Origin of the sequence: Streptomyces sp. CS113 (assembly GCF_002188365.1) — a bacterium.
Classification (GTDB): domain Bacteria; phylum Actinomycetota; class Actinomycetes; order Streptomycetales; family Streptomycetaceae; genus Streptomyces; species Streptomyces tendae.
Window position 1 is genome coordinate 6,013,530 of record NZ_KZ195574.1, and the last position, 17,257, is coordinate 6,030,786.

Consider the following 17,257-nt stretch of genomic DNA (forward strand, 5'->3'; position numbering starts at 1 on the left):
GTTTGGACCCCGGCAAGATCCAAACGACACCCCTAGGCCCGGCTCCGGGCCTCGGCGAGCACCCCGTCCGTGAAGGGCGGCCAGGCCTCGACCGCCCAGGGGCCGAAGGCACGGTCGGCGAGGGCCGCGCAGGCGAGGCCCGCGTCCGGGTCGATCCAGAGGAAGGTGCCGGACTGGCCGAAGTGGCCGAAGGTGCGCGGGGAGGAGGCGGAGCCCGTCCAGTGCGGGGACTTGGAGTCGCGGATCTCGAAGCCGAGGCCCCAGTCGTTGGGGTTCTGGTGGCCGTAGCCCGGCAGCACGCCCTTCGTGCCCGGGTACTGGACCGTCATCGCCGCGGCGACCGTGCGCGGGTCCAGCAGCCGGGGCGCCTGCACCTCGGCGGCGAAGCGGAGCAGGTCCTCGACGGTGGACACGCCGTCCTTCGCCGGGGAGCCCTCCAGGGTGGTGGACGTCATGCCCAGCGGCTCCAGCACCGCCTGCCGGGCGTACTCGGCGAACGGCATGTCCGCCGCCTTCGCGATGTGGTCGCCGAGCTGCTCGAAACCGGCGTTGGAGTACAGCCGCCGCTCCCCGGGCGCGGAGGTCACCCGGTGCTCGTCGAAGGCGAGCCCCGAGGTGTGCGCGAGCAGGTGGCGGACCGTCGCCCCGGGCGGCCCGGCGGGCTCGTCCAGCTCGATCGCGCCCTCCTCGTAGGCCACGAGCGCCGCGTAGGCCGCGAGCGGCTTGGTGACCGAGGCGAGCGGGAAGCGGTGCGCGGCCGGGCCGTGGGTGCCGAGGACCGTGCCGTCGGCCCGTACGACGCCCGCCGCCGCGGTGGGGACCGGCCAGTTCTCGATCGACGCGAGGCTGTTCAAGGACATGGCGTCGAGCCTAAGCGGCTCAGAGATACAGCCGCATCGAGGGGGTCGTGTCGCGGGTGAAGCCCATCGACGCGTACAGGGGCTCGGCGTCGGGGGAGGCCGTGAGCATGACGTGCCCGGCGCCCCGCTCGCGGAACCACTCCAGCAGCTCGTCCATGCACGCCCGCGCGTACCCGCGGCGCCGGGCGTCCGGATCGGTGGCGACGCTGAACACGTACCCGAGCAGCCCGCCCGGCCTGCCCGGCCCGCCGATCCGGTACTCCAGCGTCCCCACCACCAGGGCCGCCAGCGCGTCCGGCCGCTCGGGGTGGTCGACCACGAACGCCGCGAAGCTCCCCTCCGGATCCGCCAGTCTGCTCCGCAGGGCGGACAGGGACCCCGCCTGCCACTCGGTGGAAGCACCGGGGTGCACGGAATCGATCATCACCTGTCGCAGGCGGAGCACTTCCTGCGCGTCTTCGACCACGGCACGGCGTACGAGGCTCATGCCCGCACGCTAGTGACCGGCCAGCCGGCGTGTCCTGTGGATTTCCCGCCGTACGCGCTTGCCTGGAGCGCACTCCAAGGTCATAGCGTTGAGGGCATGACGGTGATGCAGACCACGGCCGGGACCCTCGGTCCGAACGCCACCAGCAACGCCACGAGAACGGACATCTGCTCGGCCCCGCCCCGGCGCCACCCGCGCCCCGACGGGCAGGACCGCTACACCATCAGCGAGGTCGTCGCCTTCACCGGCCTGACGGCCCACACGCTGCGCTGGTACGAGCGGATCGGCCTGATGTCCCACATCGACCGCTCGCACACCGGGCAGCGCCGGTACAGCAACCGCGACCTGGACTGGCTCGACTTCGTCGGCAAACTGCGCATGACCGGCATGCCGGTCGCCGACATGGTGCGGTACGCGGAGCTGGTCCGCGAGGGCGAGGGCACCTACTCCGACCGACGGGAACTACTGGAGTCCACCCGGCGCGACGTACTGACGCGGATCGCCGAACTCCAGGACACCGTCGCCGTACTCGACCGGAAGATCAGCTTCTACGGGGACGCCGGACGCCCCCGTGACACGGAGGGAACCCGATGACCGACAGCAGCATGCCGACGGCCCGGCTCGGCACGGGCGGCCCCGAGGTGGGGGTCCAGGGCCTGGGCTGCATGGGCATGAGCTTCGCCTACGGCCCCACGGACACCGACGCCTCGCGGGCGACCCTGGAGCGCGCGCTGGAGCTGGGTGTGACGCTCTACGACACGGCCGACGCGTACGGCGCGGGCGAGAACGAGCGGTTCCTGGCGCCGTTCTTCAGGGCCCACCGCGAGGAGGTCGTCGTCGCGACCAAGTTCGCGCTGTCGATCCCGCCGGACGAGCCGACCCGGCGGATCATCCGCAACGACGCGCCGTACATCCGCGAGGCCGTCGAGGCGAGCCTGCGCCGCCTGGACCTCGACGTGATCGACCTCTACTACATGCACCGGCGCGACGTGAACGTGCCGATCGAGGAGACCGTCGGCGTCATGGCCGACCTGGTGCGCGAGGGCAAGGTCAAGCACCTCGGGCTGAGCGAGGTGACGGGCGAGGAGCTGCGGGCCGCGCGGATGGTGCACCCGATCGCCGCCGTGCAGTCGGAATGGTCGCTGTTCAGCCGGGACATCGAGGCCGGCGTCGTACCCGCCGCCCGCGAACTGGGCGTCGCCCTCGTCCCGTACTCGCCGCTCGGCCGGGGCTTCCTCACCGGCTCCTTCGCCGACGCCGACCAGGACCTCACGCCGGACGACTTCCGCCGTCAGCAGCCCCGCTTCACCGGCGACAACGCGGCCGCCAACGCCGCCCTCCTCGCCCCGGTCCGCACGGTGGCCGAGGCGCACGGCGCCACCCTCGGCCAGATCGCCCTGGCCTGGGTCCAGCAGCGGGCCCGGGTCCACGGCCTGCCGGTGATCCCGATCCCGGGCACCCGGAAGCCGGCCCGGGTGGAGGAGAACACGGCGGCGACGCGGATCGTCCTGACGGAGGACGAGCTGTCCCTGCTGGAGCCGATCGCGGACAAGGTCGCGGGCGACCGGTACGCGGACATGACGTTCACGTCAGCCGGCCGGGAGTAGCGAAGCACCCCAGGGGACGCGCCCTTCAAGGGCGCGGGGCTGTTTCGCTTCGCGGCTCCGCCGCGTGGGCGCGACCAGCCACGACGCGGCCGCACCCGAAAACGAGACAGAACCCGGCAGACGCTAGAGCTCCGCCAGCAGCTCCGCCTTCTTCGAGGAGAACTCCTCGTCCGTCACCAGCCCCTGCTGGTGCAGCTCCCCCAGGTGCCGGATCCGCTCGGCGATGTCCGCCGGGTCCCGCCGGGGCGCCGGCACGGGGACCGGCACCGGGGCGCTCGCGCCCCGCTCCCGCACCGCCGCCAGCACCGCCGCCGCGAACGGCAGTGACTCGTGCACCGGCCCGTACCCGAGCCCGAACACGACCGCCGCGGGATCCTGGTCGGCCTGGGGAACGGCCGGCGCGCCGGGAGCGACGGACCCGGCGGGGGCCGCCGCCGCGTCGGCGTCGCGCGGCAGCAGCCGCAGGTACCCCTCGAACGCCTCGGGGGAGCGCCACTCCACCCCGCCCAGGTCGGCGACCGGGAAGCTCTGGTCGCCGGCCTTCCACTTCGCCGACGACGCGCCCGTCCAGGACCACCGGAAGGACACCGCCGTCCCGTCGAAGGACGCCTTCCCGTCGTACGCCTTGAAGTGCAGTGGCGCCTCGGGCGGTGCCACCAGGTAGCGCTCGGTCCTGCCGGAGCCGGTCAGCATCGCCCGCAGCTCGTCGGCGTAGTACTCGGCGAGCGTCTCCCGTTCGGCGGGCAGCACCAGCCGGTAGGGGTCGCCGCCCTCCTTCAGCTGTCCGGCCGCCGCCTCGATCAGCGGATCGGCGCCCGCGCGCGGTTCGACGCGCAGCACGACGGTGCCGCGCCTGCCGGGCGTGAGCGTCACGCCCTCGATGGCCTCCAGGGGCACACGGCGTTCCCCCAGGGCCTGGAACAGCTTGGGTGTTCGAATCCCCCGTTCGTAGCGGATGAGCACGGAGTCGGACTCGAACTCCCAGGCGGCATGAAATCCGGCCAGTACGTCACCCATGCGGCTCATCGTATGCGGCACGAGCCTTCCCGTCCCCTCCCCGCGCAAACCGGAGTTTCTGCGCCTCTACGCGCGTCCGGCCGCCGTCGCCGCGGACAAACCCGCCCGGCATGTGTCGGCTTCGTCGGCGCAGGCCACCGTGCGGTATGCGCCAACCCCGATCCCCGCGAAGTTCCGCAGGCTGTCCGTACCGGGCACGAAGTAGCCGCTGTGCCCCTGGGCGTCCCGCGCGGACAGCACCCGCGCCCCGAAGCCGGCGGACACCGGATCGGCGCCGTGCCCGAGGCCACCGACCTCCAGGTACGGCACGTCCTGGATCCAGTCGTCGGCGTCCCGCATCGCCCACACCCGGGCGGAGGTGTCCAGGTGGGAGGCGTTCTCGGCCCGCATGCCGGGACTGCCGGCCACCGCTATGTCACTGACCCGGCCGGGCAGCGTGTGGGCGGCGAGGCCGCACACCACCGAGCCGTAGCTGTGGCAGAAGAGCGAGACCGGGGACCGGCCCGGCAGCGCCCGCAGCAGCGCGTTCAGCCGCGCCGCCCCGTGCTCGGCGCGGTTCGCGGTGGCCGCCTCCATGCCGAGACCGCTGGGGGAGGTGTAGTCGGCCCAGGCGATCACGGCCGTGTCGGTGCCGGGGCTGGCCGCGCGCTCGGCCGCGTACAGCGACTTGGCCATGCCGGCCGGCGCCGCGTACTTCTTGCGGTCGGTGCGCTGGAAGGTGAGCAGTTCGGTGTCCACGCCGGGCACGACGACGGACACGCGGTCGGCGCGGTTCAGGTTCCCGTACACCTCGGCGACCCTGCCCGAACCCGCCGGGTCGAAGGCGAGGACGTGCCGTCCGGGTTCCAGCAGCGCCTCGTAGTTGCGCATCCGCCGGCCTGCCTCGCGCTGCCCGGCGGGGGAGAGGCGCTTGTCGTGCGTGCGGGCGCGCTCCACCGACCGCGCCTTGTGCAGCGCGGAGCGGTTGGCGAGGTAGCGCAGTTGGACGGGGGCGCCGTTCATGTTGCCGACGGCCAGGGGATACCGGTGGGCCAGGCTGGTGCGCTGCCATGCGGTGAGCGAGGCGAAGAAGCGGGCCAGCCGGGCGGGTGCCGCCTGGGCGTCGGGCAGCCGCCGTCCGTCGATCCGGCCGTGCTCCCAGGCCGTGACCGACGCTTCGAGTGCCGTGGGGCCCCGCTGGTTGCGCAGGGCGGTCCAGCCGGTGGTCGCCAGCATCACGAACACCACGGCCAGGGCGAGCAGGGCGCGCCAGACGTTCAGCTGCGGGGAGGTGTCGAAGGAAGTCACTGGGAGGACACACTAGGAGAACGGGCGGGTCTCGCGTGAATCCAGTGACACGGATCACGTTTCGGGGCGACGCCAGTTCCCCGTGAGCGCGGGCGCCACGTGATCGAGGTAATCGGCCGTCAGGTCCCGCAGGGCCGCCAGGCTGGCGTCGTCGCGCGCCGACCAGATCCGTTCGGTCACCCGCATCACCGCTCCGAAGACGGCCACGACCACCCGCGGCCGCGGATCCGTGTCCAGGTCGAGACCCTCGCGGCCGGCGACGACGCGGGCGATCTCCTCCTCCAGCTCCGTCGCCCGCCGCAGATGTGCGGCGAGCAGTGCGGGCGTCGACTCGATCACCCGGTAGAAACGCATGTGCAGTTCGAGCGGGACCAGCTGCTCGACGGCCTCGCCGATGGTGCTCCAGCTCTCCACGAGGGCCAGGCGCAGCGCGTCCAGGGGCGCCTCCTCGGGCGGCCGCGCGTGCACGGCCTCGACGAAGTGGGACTCCGCGAGCCGCGACACGAAGAACGCCGCGTCCTCCTTGGAGGCGAAGTAGCGGAAGAAGGTCCGCTGCGAGACGTCGGCGGCCTCGGCGATGTCGTCGACGGTCGTCTCCTCGTAACCGCGCTCGGTGAACAGTCCGAGGGCGGAGCGCAGCAGCAGGTCCCGGGTGCGCTGCTTCTTGAGTTCACGCAGGCCGGGGCGGGAGGCCGCGGGTGCGGTCTCCGGGGGCGCCGACGTGCCGGCCACCTTCAAAAGTCGTCTCCTTCGAACGGTTTCCCCTGTTCAGGCTATCTGGGGGATGTCATGTCAGTTACTGACTCGTGAATTGGTTTGTCAACTGTCAGCGGCTGTCATTAGCCTCGGCGGTATGACTAGTCAGACCACCATCGACAAGCCGGGACCGGGTGACGGCACCCCGGCGGGTTCAGCGCCCGCCAAGGGATGGCGCGGCCATCCGTGGGTCACCCTCGTCACCGTCGCGGTCGGGGTCATGATGGTGGCCCTGGACGGCACCATCGTGGCGATCGCCAACCCGGCCATCCAGGACGACCTGGACGCCAGCCTCGCGGACGTCCAGTGGATCACCAACGCCTACTTCCTCGCGCTCGCGGTCGCCCTGATCACCGCGGGCAAGCTCGGTGACCGCTTCGGCCACCGGCAGACCTTCCTCATCGGCGTGGCGGGCTTCGCGGTCTCCTCCGGCGCCATCGGACTGTCCGGCAGCATCGCCGCGGTCATCGTCTTCCGGGTCTTCCAGGGCCTGTTCGGCGCGCTGCTGATGCCGGCCGCGCTCGGCCTGCTGCGGGCCACCTTCCCGGCCGAGAAGCTCAACATGGCCATCGGCATCTGGGGCATGGTCATCGGCGCCTCCACCGCGGGCGGCCCGATCCTCGGCGGCGTGCTGGTCGAGCACGTCAACTGGCAGTCCGTGTTCTTCATCAACGTGCCGGTGGGCATCGTCGCCGTCGTGCTCGGCGTCATGATCCTGCTGGACCACCGGGCCGAGAACGCGCCGCGCTCCTTCGACGTGCTCGGCATCGTGCTGCTGTCGGTCTCGATGTTCGCCCTCGTCTGGGCACTGATCAAGGCCCCCGAGTGGGGCTGGGGCTCCGGCCAGACCTGGGTGTACATAGGCGGCTCGGTGGTGGGCTTCGTCCTGTTCTCCGTGTGGGAGACCAAGGTGAAGGAGCCGCTGATCCCGCTGGCGATGTTCCGCTCGGTGCCGCTGTCGGCGGGTGTGGTCCTGATGGTGCTGATGGCCATCGCCTTCATGGGCGGCCTGTTCTTCGTCACCTTCTACCTGCAAAACGTCCACGGCATGAGCCCGGTCGACGCCGGTCTGCACCTGCTGCCGCTCACCGGCATGATGATCGTCGCCTCGCCGCTGGCCGGCGCGATGATCACCAAGGTCGGCCCGCGCATCCCGCTGGCCGGCGGCATGGTGTGCACCGCCGTCGCCATGTTCGGCATCTCCACGCTGGAGACGGACACCGGCAGCGGACTGATGTCGATCTGGTTCGCCCTCCTCGGCCTCGGCCTCGCGCCCGTCATGGTCGGCGCCACCGAGGTCATCGTCGGCAACGCCCCGATGGAGCTGTCCGGCGTGGCCGGCGGTCTCCAGCAGGCGGCGATGCAGATCGGCGGCAGCCTCGGCACCGCCGTGCTGGGCGCCGTGATGGCCTCCAAGGTCGACAGCGACCTGGCCGGCAACTGGAAAGACGCCGGACTGCCCGAGCTGACGCCGGAACAGGCGGACCAGGCCTCCGAGGCGGTCCGGGTCGGTGTCCCGCCGGTCGCGCCGGGCACCCCCGCCGAGGTCGCCGGGAAGATCACCGACGTCGCCCACGACACCTTCATCTCCGGCATGAGCCTGGCCTCGCTGGTCGCCGCCGGGGTCGCGGTCGTGGCGGTGTTCGTCGCCTTCCTCACCAAGCGCGGCGAGAATGCCGAGGCGGGCGCGGGCGTGGGCCACATCTGATCCCCGCCCGGGAGTTCTCCGGCCCCGTCACCCGTTTCGTCCATCAGGGTGACAGGGCCGCGAACCCTCCCCTCCGCCGGACCTCGCAGCTCACAGTGGGTCAAGTCCTCCGCAGGGCACGGAGGGCACGAGGCTGCGGCGCGCTGCCGGAGGGGGGCGGCGCGCAGGCAGCACGTTCGAAGCAGGCATGACACTCCGCACGGGGGTACCCGAACTCCACAGGGAGCCCACGGAGTTCTCGGACTCCAGAGGAGATCCACGGAGTTCTCGGAGTCCACAGGAAGCCCACGGAGTTGATGATGACGAGCTTCGGAAACGGATCGCGCAGGCGCCCCCGCTCACGTGGCCGGACGTGGTCACGGACCGGGCCGGATCGCGCGACACCCGCGAGGGGCCCCGGCTTTCGGCACCCGTCCGGCTCGTAGGAGCGACGACTCCGGGCAACGGCACCTCACAGCCGTGGCGCGGCGTCACCCTTCGCCCGGATGTTCCCACCCCCGCCCGTTACGGACGGGGGTGAGCCGTGTGCCGCCCCGGCCGGGGCCGCCCTACGCGTCCCCGCCGGCCACTCCCGGGTCCGCCGCCGTCACGTCGAGCAGCCGGTACCGGTCGATCGCCTGCTTCAGCACCGACCGGTCGACCTTCCCCTCCCGTGCCAGCTCGCTCAGCACGCCCACCACGATCGACTCCGCGTCGATGTGGAAGAACCGCCGCGCCGCCCCGCGCGTGTCCGCGAAGCCGAACCCGTCCGCGCCCAGCGACTGGTACGTCCCCGGCACCCACCGCGCGATCTGGTCCGGCACCGACCGCATCCAGTCGGACACCGCCACGAACGGCCCCTGCGCGCCCGCCAGCTTGCGGGTCACGTACGGCACCTGCTGCTCCTCCTCGGGATGCAGCAGGTTGTGCTCCTCGCAGGCCACCGCATCGCGCCGCAGCTCGTTCCAGGAGGTCGCCGACCAGACGTCGGCGCGCACGTTCCACTCCTCGGCGAGGACGCGCTGCGCCTCGACGGCCCACGGCACGGCCACGCCCGAGGCCATGATCTGCGCCGGGATCGAGCCGCCCGTGCCCTCGCTGAAGCGGTACACGCCCTTGAGGATGCCCTCGACGTCCACGTTCTCGGGCTCGGCCGGGTGCCGGATGGGCTCGTTGTAGACGGTGAGGTAGTAGAAGACGTCCTCGCCGTGCGGGTGCCGCTCGTCCCCGCCGTACATCCGGCGCAGCCCGTCCTTGACGATGTGCGCGATCTCGAACCCGAAGGCGGGGTCGTACGCCACGCACGCCGGGTTGGTCGAGGCCAGCAGCTGCGAGTGGCCGTCCGCGTGCTGGAGGCCCTCACCGGTCAGGGTCGTACGGCCGGCGGTCGCGCCCAGGACGAAACCGCGCGCCAGCTGGTCGCCCATCTGCCAGAACTGGTCGCCGGTGCGCTGGAAACCGAACATCGAGTAGAAGACGTAGACCGGGATGAGCGGCTCGCCGTGGGTGGCGTACGCCGATCCGGCCGCGATCAGCGAGGCCGTGCAGCCCGCCTCCGAGATGCCGTCGTGCAGCATCTGCCCGTTCGGCGCCTCCTTGTAGGCCAGCAGCAGATCGCGGTCCACCGACTCGTACTGCTGGCCGAGCGGGTTGTAGATCTTCGCACTAGGGAAGAACGAGTCCATACCGAACGTGCGGTACTCGTCCGGCGCGATCAGCACGAAACGCTTGCCGATCTCCTTGTCCCGCATGAGGTCCTTGAGCAGGCGCACAAAAGCCATCGTCGTCGCGATGGACTGCTGGCCCGACCCCTTCTTCACGGTCGCGTACGTCTTGTCGTCCGGCAGTGCGAGCGGCTTCGACCGCACGACCCGGGTCGGCACGTACCCGCCGCAGCCCAGGCGCCGGTCGTGCATGTACTGCATCTCCTCGGTGTCCCGGCCCGGGTGGTAGTACGGCGGCGGACCGGACTCCAGCTCCTTGTCGGAGATCGGCAGGTGCAGCCGGTCGCGGAAGCGCTTCAGGTCGTCGACCGTCAGCTTCTTCATCTGGTGCGTGGCGTTGCGGCCCTCGAAGTTCGGGCCCAGCGTCCAGCCCTTGATGGTCTTGGCCAGGATGACCGTCGGCTGGCCCTTGTGCTCCAGCGCCGCCTTGTACGCCGCGTAGATCTTGCGGTGGTCGTGACCGCCGCGGCCCAGGTGCAGGATCTGGTCGTCGGTCATGTTCTCGACCATCGCGCGCAGCCGGTGGTCGTCGCCGAAGAAGTGGTCGCGGATGTAGGCGCCGGACTCGGTGGCGTACGTCTGGAACTGGCCGTCCGGGGTGGTGTTCATGCGGTTGACCAGCACACCGTCGCGGTCCTGGGCGAGCAGCGGGTCCCAGGTGCGGTCCCACACCAGCTTGATCACGTTCCAGCCGGCACCCCGGAAGACCGACTCCAGCTCCTGGATGATCTTGCCGTTGCCGCGCACCGGGCCGTCCAGGCGCTGGAGGTTGCAGTTGACCACGAAGGTCAGGTTGTCCAGGCCCTCGCGGGCGGCGATGGAGAGCTGGCCCAGCGACTCGGGCTCGTCCATCTCGCCGTCGCCGAGGAAGGCCCAGACGTGCGACTTGGAGGTGTCCGCGATCCCGCGCGCGTGCATGTAGCGGTTCATCCGCGCCTGGAAGATCGCCCCGATCGGGCCGAGGCCCATCGAGACCGTGGGGAACTCCCAGAAGTCCGGCATCGACCGCGGATGGGGGTACGAGGACAGCGCGTGCGGCGCCTTGGACTTCTCCTGGCGGAAGCCGTCCAGGTGCTCCTCGCTGAGCCGGTCCAGCAGGTACGCGCGCGCGTAGATGCCCGGCGAGGCGTGCCCCTGGAAGAAGACCTGGTCGCCGCCGTCGCCCTCGTCCTTGCCCCGAAAGAAGTGGTTGAAGCCCACGTCGTACAGGGAGGCGGAGGAGGCGAAGGTCGCGATGTGGCCGCCGACGCCGATACCGGGCCGCTGCGCGCGCGAGACCATCACCGCCGCGTTCCAGCGGGTGGCGTTGAGGATCTTGCGTTCGATCTCCTCGTTGCCCGGGAAGAACGGCTCGCTCTTGGTCGGGATGGTGTTGACGTAGTCCGTGCTGCGCATCTCGGGCACGGCCACGCGCTTCTCGCGGGCCCGCTCGATCAGTCGCAGCATCAGGTAGCGGGCCCGCTCCCGGCCGCGCGCGTCGACGGCGGCGTCGAGGGAGTCGAGCCACTCCTGGGTTTCCTCGGGATCGAAGTCAGGAACCTGACTCGGGAGGCCGCCAATGATGATCGGACTGCGATCATTGCGATCGGATGCGGAAGCCACGCTGTTCCTTCGCTGTCGGAGGGCCGTTTTTCCGGGCGTTTTTTCCGGGTGCCTTTTCGGTGTCTGCGCCGAATCCCCCGCTGGTTCCCCATCGTGGACCTCGCGGGGGCGATCGTCATCTGTACCGTGGGGTAACCGGTTCTCCCGTGAGGATCGGGGGCACGTTCATTCGAGTCTCGTACCCACACATGGTTCCCAAATACGCAAACGGGGCAGATAGGTGTGGTGTACGTCACCTTCGGGCTGGACGGCATGGCTGGAGTTGCGGCGACACGGCCGGGATCGTCACCGTTTCGGCGGTCCCAGACGCCGGGTACTTGCGCGATCCGTCCCGCCCGTGTGGACTACGGCCAAGCTTCGCGCACGCGCGTGGCTGAAGACATCTACCGAAACATGATCAGGAGGCAACCCGTGAGCGCGACCGCGGACCACGCGGAGGAGCGGACGAACCCTGCCGCCAGGCTGGGTTTCCAGCCCGGGCAGGTGGTCCAGGAGATCGGCTACGACGACGACGTCGACCAGGAGCTCCGCGAGGCCATTGAGGGTGCCGTCGAGGGCGAACTGATGGACGAGGACTACGAGGACGTGGCCGATGCCGTCGTGCTGTGGTTCCGTGACGACGACGGCGACCTGACGGATGCGCTGGTGGATGCCACCACGTACATCGAAGAGGGCGGGTCGATCCTCCTTCTCACGCCGAAGACCGGCCGTGACGGGTACGTCGAGGCCAGTGACATCTCGGAAGCCTCGACGACCGCCGGACTGACGGCGTCCAAGAGCGTCAGCGTCGGCAAGGACTGGAGCGGCAGCCGGCTGGCGACGCCCAAGGCCGCCAAGTCCAAGCGGTAGCCCGCCGGGCTCCGTGACATCCGGGCCCCGGACGGGCCGGCCGCTGTCGGTCCGTCCGCGGGTCCGCGACCTTCCCTGCGTAGGGTGTTCCCAGCGCATCACTGACGGAGAACCTCCTGCGGAAGGGACGAACGGGACATGGCGATCCAGGTCGGCGACAAGGCCCCCGACTTCGAACTCAAGGACAACCACGGCGCGACCGTCCGGCTGTCCGAGTTCCGCGGCCGCCGGAACGTCGTGCTGATCTTCTACCCCTTCGCCTTCACCGGTGTGTGCACGGGCGAGCTGTGCGAGGTGCGCGACAACCTGCCGCAGTTCTCCGACCGGGACACCCAGGTGCTCGCCGTCTCCAACGACTCCATCCACACCCTGCGCGTCTTCGCCGAGCAGGAGGGCCTGGAGTACCCGCTGCTGTCCGACTTCTGGCCGCACGGCAACGTCTCGCGCGCCTACGGCGTCTTCGACGAGGACAAGGGTTGTGCCGTCCGCGGCACCTTCGTGATCGACCAGGAGGGCGTCGTGCGCTGGACCGTGCGCAACGGTCTGCCGGATGCCCGCGACCTGACCGAGTACGTGAAGGCCCTCGACGCCCTGTGACCGGCGCCCGCCGGTCGGCACCGCGTGGCGACGCCGGGTACCGCGTGGCGACGCCACACGTCGACACCACGTGATTTGTCGGCTCCGGGGACTTCGGGGCGCGGGAACCCGTCACTAGGATCGACTCGTTGATCCGATATCCACGCACTACGGGGCACCCCGCCCCTGGACACCAATGGAGGACTCGTGGGAGTCAGCCTCAGCAAGGGCGGCAACGTTTCGCTGACCAAGGAGGCCCCCGGCCTGACCGCGGTCATCGTCGGTCTGGGGTGGGACATCCGCACCACGACCGGCACCGACTTCGACCTCGACGCCAGCGCGCTGCTGCTGAACAGCGGCGGCAAGGTCGCCAGCGACGCGCACTTCATCTTCTTCAACAACCTGAAGAGCCCGGACGGCTCGGTCGAGCACACCGGCGACAACATCACGGGTGAGGGCGAGGGTGACGACGAGCAGATCAAGATCAATCTCGCTACCGTCCCCGCCGACATCGAGAAGATCGTCTTCCCGGTCTCGATCTACGACGCCGAGAACCGCCAGCAGTCCTTCGGCCAGGTCCGCAACGCGTTCATCCGCGTCGTCAACCAGGCCGGCGAGGCCGAGATCGCCCGCTACGACCTGAGCGAGGACGCCTCCACGGAGACCGCCATGGTCTTCGGTGAGCTGTACCGCCACGGCGCGGAGTGGAAGTTCCGCGCCATCGGCCAGGGCTACGCCTCGGGCCTGCGCGGCATCGCCCAGGACTTCGGCGTGAACGTCTGAGCGTCCCGGTGACCGATCGACCGGAGGGCCGGGGCGAGCGCCCCGGCCGTCCGGCGGGGCCACGGTCTCGACACGTCCGGCGCCGCACGGTTTACGTGCGGCGCCGGACGCGCAGGAAACCCAAGAACCATCACCCGGGGAGGGGACCGTCACCATGGGCGTCACGCTTGCCAAGGGCGGCAACGTCTCCCTGTCCAAGGCCGCACCGAACCTGACACAGGTACTGGTCGGACTCGGCTGGGACGCGCGTTCCACCACCGGAGCACCCTTCGACCTCGACGCGAGCGCACTCGTGTGCAGCAGCGGCCGGGTGCTCGGCGACGAGTGGTTCGTCTTCTACAACCAGCTCAAGAGCCCGGACGGCTCGATCGAGCACACCGGCGACAACCTCACCGGCGAGGGCGACGGCGACGACGAGTCGCTGCTGGTCGACCTCTCCCAGGTGCCGGCCCACTGCGACAAGATCGTCTTCCCGGTCTCGATCCACATGGCCGACGAGCGCGGCCAGACCTTCGGTCAGGTCAGCAACGCCTTCATCCGGGTCGTCAACCAGGCCGACGGCCAGGAGCTGGCCCGCTACGACCTCAGCGAGGACGCCTCCACGGAGACCGCGATGATCTTCGGCGAGCTCTACCGCTACCAGGGCGAGTGGAAGTTCCGTGCAGTGGGGCAGGGGTACGCGTCGGGGCTTCGCGGTATCGCTCTAGACTTCGGAGTCAACGTTTCGTAAAGCCGAGTACGGCGCGGGGGAGCCCCGTACACACACGATTGGGTAGCCAGTGCTTCTGAAAACCTTCGGCTGGTCGTTCGCGGTCACCGCGCTCGGCCTGGTCGCGGCGGTCTTCTACGGGGGGTGGACCGCCTTCGGCATCGTGGCGATCCTCTCCATCCTGGAGATCTCACTGTCCTTCGACAACGCGGTGGTCAACGCCGGGATCCTGAAGAAGATGAATGCCTTCTGGCAGAAGATCTTCCTCACCATCGGCATCCTCATCGCCGTGTTCGGCATGCGCCTGGTCTTCCCGGTCGTGATCGTGGCGATCAGCGCCCAGCTGGGACCCATCGAGGCCGTCGACCTCGCGCTCACGGACAAGGACCGCTATCAGGAGCTGGTGACGGACGCCCATCCGTCGATCGCCGCGTTCGGTGGCATGTTCCTTCTCATGATCTTCCTCGACTTCATCTTCGAGGACCGGGACATCAAGTGGCTGGCCTGGCTGGAGCGTCCGCTGGCCAAGCTCGGCAAGGTCGACATGCTGTCGGTCTGCATCGCCCTGATCGTGCTGCTGATCTCCGCGATCACCTTCGGCGCCCACGCCCACCAGCACGGCGGCGCCCATGTCGACAAGGCGGAGACCGTCCTGCTGGCGGGCATCGCGGGCCTGATCACGTACATGATCGTCGGTGGTCTCTCCGGCTACTTCGAGGACAAACTCGAAGAGGAGGAGGAACGCGAGCACGAGGCCGAGGAAGAGGCCGAGCGCACGGGCAAGCCCAAGTCGGCCGTCAAGCTGGCCGGCAAGGCGGCGTTCTTCATGTTCCTCTACCTGGAGGTTCTGGACGCCTCCTTCTCCTTCGACGGTGTGATCGGCGCCTTCGCCATCACCAACGACATCGTCCTGATGGCCCTGGGCCTGGGCATCGGCGCCATGTACGTCCGTTCGCTCACGGTCTACCTGGTCCGCCAGGGCACCCTCGACGACTACGTCTACCTGGAGCACGGCGCCCACTACGCCATCGGCGCCCTGTCCATCATCCTGCTGGTCACCATCCAGTACGAGATCCACGAGGTCATCACCGGCCTCGTCGGCGTCGCCCTCATCGCCTGGTCCTTCTGGTCCTCGGTGCGCCGCAACAAGCGCCTCGCCGCGGCCGGCGGCGACGGCGACCAGGAGAAGGCCGAGGTCTCCTCCGGGGTGTGAAACCCCAGGTCCCGGGCCGGGGTGCGCCCCCGGTGCGCCCACACCCCTGGTGTGAACCCGGCCCGGACGAGGAACGCTCTGAGCGGGGCGGCCGACGAGGACGACTCCTCGGGGCCGCCCCGTCGGCGGTGATGTGAAGGTGGGGCGGGAATGGGCTTCTTGGACGGGCTGTGGCGCGGCCGCGAGTCCGAGTTCGACTCGGGCAGCGCGGCGACCAACTCCATACAGCTGACCAAACGGCACAGCCAGGTCTCCCTGACCAAGCAGGGCGCGGCGACCGGCAATCTGCGCATCAACCTGGCCTGGCGCATGCGGTCCTCGGACATCGGGGGCACCCAGCGGGAGAGCCTGCTGCGGCACCCCTTCAAGGCGCTCAAGCCCCCCGAGGTCGTCGGCCACAGCCAGAGCATGGTCAACGTGGACCTCGACCTCGGCTGCCTCTACGAACTGAAGGACGGCACCCGCGGCGTGGTCCAGCCGCTCGGCGGCTTCCTGGGCGACGTGAACGCCCCGCCCTACGTCAAGCTCAGCGGCGACGACCGCTTCGGGTCGGCCTCCGGCGAGACGATCTACGTCAACCTCGACCACAAGGACGCCATCAAGCGGCTACTGGTGTTCGCCTACATCTACGACCAGACCCCCGCCTTCGACCGGACGCACGCCATCGTCACGCTCTACCCGAGCAACGGTCCGCGCATTGAGATCGGCCTCGACGAACGACACCCCCAGGCCCGGTCTTGCGCCGTGGTGATGATCGAGAACGTCAAGGACGAGATCCTCGTCCGCCGCGAGGTGAAGTTCGTGTACGGCTTCCAGGGCGAGCTGGACCGGCTGTACGGCTGGGGCCTGCAATGGGGCCGGGGGCACAAGAGCAAGGCGGAGCGATGAGCCCGTGCCCGGCGGGCCCCGTCGGCCGGACCGGTCAGGACCGCCGGGCCTCCTACGGCCGGGGGCGGTCCGTGGCGGCTACCGGCCGAGGAACTGCGGCCCCTGCGGCGGCAGCCGGAAGTCCGGATCGGGTGCCCCGGTGACCGGCTGCGGATAGCCGTAGCCGGACTGGGCCCCGGTGACCCCCGCCGCCGCGGGCGCCTGCGGATACCCGTACCCGGGCCGGCCGGCGGCCGGCTGGGGGTAGCCGTAGGCGGGCTGAGTGGTCGGCGGCTGCTGCGGATACCCGTACGCGGGCTGCGCCGGTACGCCGGTGGGCTGCTCCGGCGGCAGTGGCCGCGAGGCCTCCGGGAGCGGCTGCACGGCCGTCGGGTGGTCGGGGCCGACGCCCTGCGGGGCGGGCATGGACTGGGCGGGCGTGGGCTGGTCGGGCGTGGCCTGGGACGGCGCGGAGGGCGCGGTCGGGTTGGCGGGGACCGACGGGGCCGGTTCGGACCGAGGGGCCGCCATGGGGTCGCCCGCCCCCTCCGACTCGTCCACCGAGATGCCGAAGTCGGTCGCCAGGCCCTTGAGCCCGTTGGAGTAGCCCTCACCCAGCGCCCGGAACTTCCAGCCGTCCCCGCGCCGGTACAGCTCCCCGCAGATCAGCGCCGTCTCCTGGCCGGTCTCCGGTGTGACGTCGAAGTACGCCAGCGGTTCCGCGTCGGCCGCGGCGTCGTGCAGCAGGATGCGCAGCGACCGGACGCGGTCGAAGGCCACGCCGTCCGCGGAAGCGACCAGCAGGATCCGTCCCACCGAGGGCTCGACACCGGAGAGGTCCGTCTGGATGGTGTCGGTGAGACCCTCGGCGACCCGCTTCTTGCCGAGCCGCCAGACCTGACCGGAAGGGTGCCGTGGCTGGTTGTAGAAGACGAAGTCCTCGTCGGAACGCACACGGTCGTCCGGCCCCAGCAGCAGCGCCGAGGCGTCGACGTCGGGAACCCCCTGCCCGGGAGTCCAGCGCAGCACGGCGCGTACCGTGGTGGCTTGCAGCGGGACGTTCGACCCCTTCAGCATCGCGTGCGTCATGCCGTCATCCTGCCCTCTCGGTCCTGGTCACGACAACGCGGGGGCGGGTACTCGGCCGGTGTGCGCCCGCCCCGGGTCGCCGACGCCGACACGGCCGGGTTACCTGGAATTCATGCCCGGTGGGAACCTCCGACATGGATACCT

Annotated in this window: 16 protein-coding genes; 9 read left to right on the forward strand and 7 right to left on the reverse strand. The window is 70.3% G+C overall.

Annotated elements, in window-relative coordinates:
- Window positions 1–32: 32 nt before the first annotated feature.
- Both B9W62_RS26870 and B9W62_RS26875 read right to left on the reverse strand, forming a co-directional pair.
- Window positions 33–860 carry a serine hydrolase domain-containing protein gene (locus tag B9W62_RS26870; RefSeq protein WP_087809565.1) on the reverse strand — a complete coding sequence of 276 codons (828 nt, stop codon included), beginning with the start codon at window positions 858–860 and terminating at the stop codon, window positions 33–35.
- 19 nt (window positions 861–879) lie between these two features.
- Entirely contained in the window at window positions 880–1,347 is a 468-nt protein-coding gene (locus B9W62_RS26875; protein WP_087809566.1) for a GNAT family N-acetyltransferase, read from the reverse strand.
- Between the two features lie 96 nt (window positions 1,348–1,443).
- Here B9W62_RS26875 and B9W62_RS26880 point away from each other — a divergent pair, with 96 nt between their 5' ends.
- Together B9W62_RS26880 and B9W62_RS26885 are read left to right on the forward strand one after the other, a co-directional pair.
- On the forward strand, window positions 1,444–1,941 hold the full coding sequence (locus B9W62_RS26880; RefSeq protein ID WP_179235688.1) for a MerR family transcriptional regulator: 498 nt from the start codon (window positions 1,444–1,446) through the stop codon (window positions 1,939–1,941).
- Window positions 1,938–2,954: an aldo/keto reductase gene (locus B9W62_RS26885; protein WP_087809568.1), complete on the forward strand. Its 1,017-nt coding sequence runs from the start codon at window positions 1,938–1,940 to the stop codon at window positions 2,952–2,954. Before B9W62_RS26880 ends, B9W62_RS26885 begins: the two co-directional genes overlap by 4 nt.
- Before the next feature lie 123 nt (window positions 2,955–3,077).
- Here the strand turns inward: B9W62_RS26885 and B9W62_RS26890 are convergent, their stop codons facing one another.
- The 3 genes from B9W62_RS26890 to B9W62_RS26900 all read right to left on the reverse strand — a co-directional run bounded on the left by B9W62_RS26890 (window position 3,078) and on the right by B9W62_RS26900 (window position 5,996).
- The gene (locus tag B9W62_RS26890; RefSeq protein ID WP_087809569.1) at window positions 3,078–3,971 is read right to left on the reverse strand and encodes a DUF4429 domain-containing protein; all 894 of its coding nucleotides are present in this window, start codon (window positions 3,969–3,971) and stop codon (window positions 3,078–3,080) included.
- A gap of 66 nt (window positions 3,972–4,037) precedes the next feature.
- Window positions 4,038–5,258, reverse strand: coding sequence for an alpha/beta hydrolase family protein (locus B9W62_RS26895; protein ID WP_087809570.1), 1,221 nt, complete (start codon window positions 5,256–5,258; stop codon window positions 4,038–4,040).
- 54 nt (window positions 5,259–5,312) lie between these two features.
- A complete protein-coding gene (locus B9W62_RS26900; RefSeq protein WP_087809571.1) occupies window positions 5,313–5,996 on the reverse strand; it encodes a TetR family transcriptional regulator in 684 nt (227 codons plus the stop codon).
- A gap of 115 nt (window positions 5,997–6,111) precedes the next feature.
- On the opposite strand from B9W62_RS26900, the gene B9W62_RS26905 reads away from it, so the two are divergent.
- Entirely contained in the window at window positions 6,112–7,722 is a 1,611-nt protein-coding gene (locus tag B9W62_RS26905) for an MFS transporter (RefSeq protein ID WP_087809572.1), read from the forward strand.
- 548 nt (window positions 7,723–8,270) lie between these two features.
- Here the strand turns inward: B9W62_RS26905 and aceE are convergent.
- Window positions 8,271–11,027, reverse strand: coding sequence for a pyruvate dehydrogenase (acetyl-transferring), homodimeric type (gene aceE / locus B9W62_RS26910; protein WP_087809573.1), 2,757 nt, complete (start codon window positions 11,025–11,027; stop codon window positions 8,271–8,273).
- Window positions 11,028–11,438: 411 nt separating this feature from the next.
- Between aceE and B9W62_RS26920 the strand changes: the two genes are divergently transcribed.
- The 6 genes from B9W62_RS26920 (at window position 11,439) to B9W62_RS26945 (ending at window position 16,045) form a co-directional block, all read left to right on the forward strand.
- The gene (locus B9W62_RS26920) at window positions 11,439–11,876 is read left to right on the forward strand and encodes a DUF3052 domain-containing protein (RefSeq protein WP_179235689.1); all 438 of its coding nucleotides are present in this window, start codon (window positions 11,439–11,441) and stop codon (window positions 11,874–11,876) included.
- Window positions 11,877–12,014: 138 nt separating this feature from the next.
- The gene (locus B9W62_RS26925; protein WP_087809576.1) at window positions 12,015–12,473 is read left to right on the forward strand and encodes a peroxiredoxin; all 459 of its coding nucleotides are present in this window, start codon (window positions 12,015–12,017) and stop codon (window positions 12,471–12,473) included.
- Between the two features lie 186 nt (window positions 12,474–12,659).
- On the forward strand, window positions 12,660–13,235 hold the full coding sequence (locus tag B9W62_RS26930; RefSeq protein WP_003976436.1) for a calcium homeostasis/redox stress adaptation protein: 576 nt from the start codon (window positions 12,660–12,662) through the stop codon (window positions 13,233–13,235).
- A 154-nt stretch (window positions 13,236–13,389) separates the two neighbouring features.
- Complete coding sequence (locus B9W62_RS26935) at window positions 13,390–13,965, forward strand: TerD family protein (protein ID WP_052842814.1); 576 nt, start codon at window positions 13,390–13,392, stop codon at window positions 13,963–13,965.
- Window positions 13,966–14,014: 49 nt separating this feature from the next.
- Window positions 14,015–15,157: a DUF475 domain-containing protein gene (locus B9W62_RS26940; protein ID WP_087809577.1), complete on the forward strand. Its 1,143-nt coding sequence runs from the start codon at window positions 14,015–14,017 to the stop codon at window positions 15,155–15,157.
- 150 nt (window positions 15,158–15,307) lie between these two features.
- Window positions 15,308–16,045: a TerD family protein gene (locus B9W62_RS26945; RefSeq protein WP_087809578.1), complete on the forward strand. Its 738-nt coding sequence runs from the start codon at window positions 15,308–15,310 to the stop codon at window positions 16,043–16,045.
- 78 nt (window positions 16,046–16,123) lie between these two features.
- On the opposite strand, the gene B9W62_RS26950 is transcribed toward B9W62_RS26945, so the two are convergent.
- On the reverse strand, window positions 16,124–17,113 hold the full coding sequence (locus B9W62_RS26950) for a TerD family protein (protein WP_087809579.1): 990 nt from the start codon (window positions 17,111–17,113) through the stop codon (window positions 16,124–16,126).
- Between the last annotated feature and the right edge of the window lie 144 nt (window positions 17,114–17,257).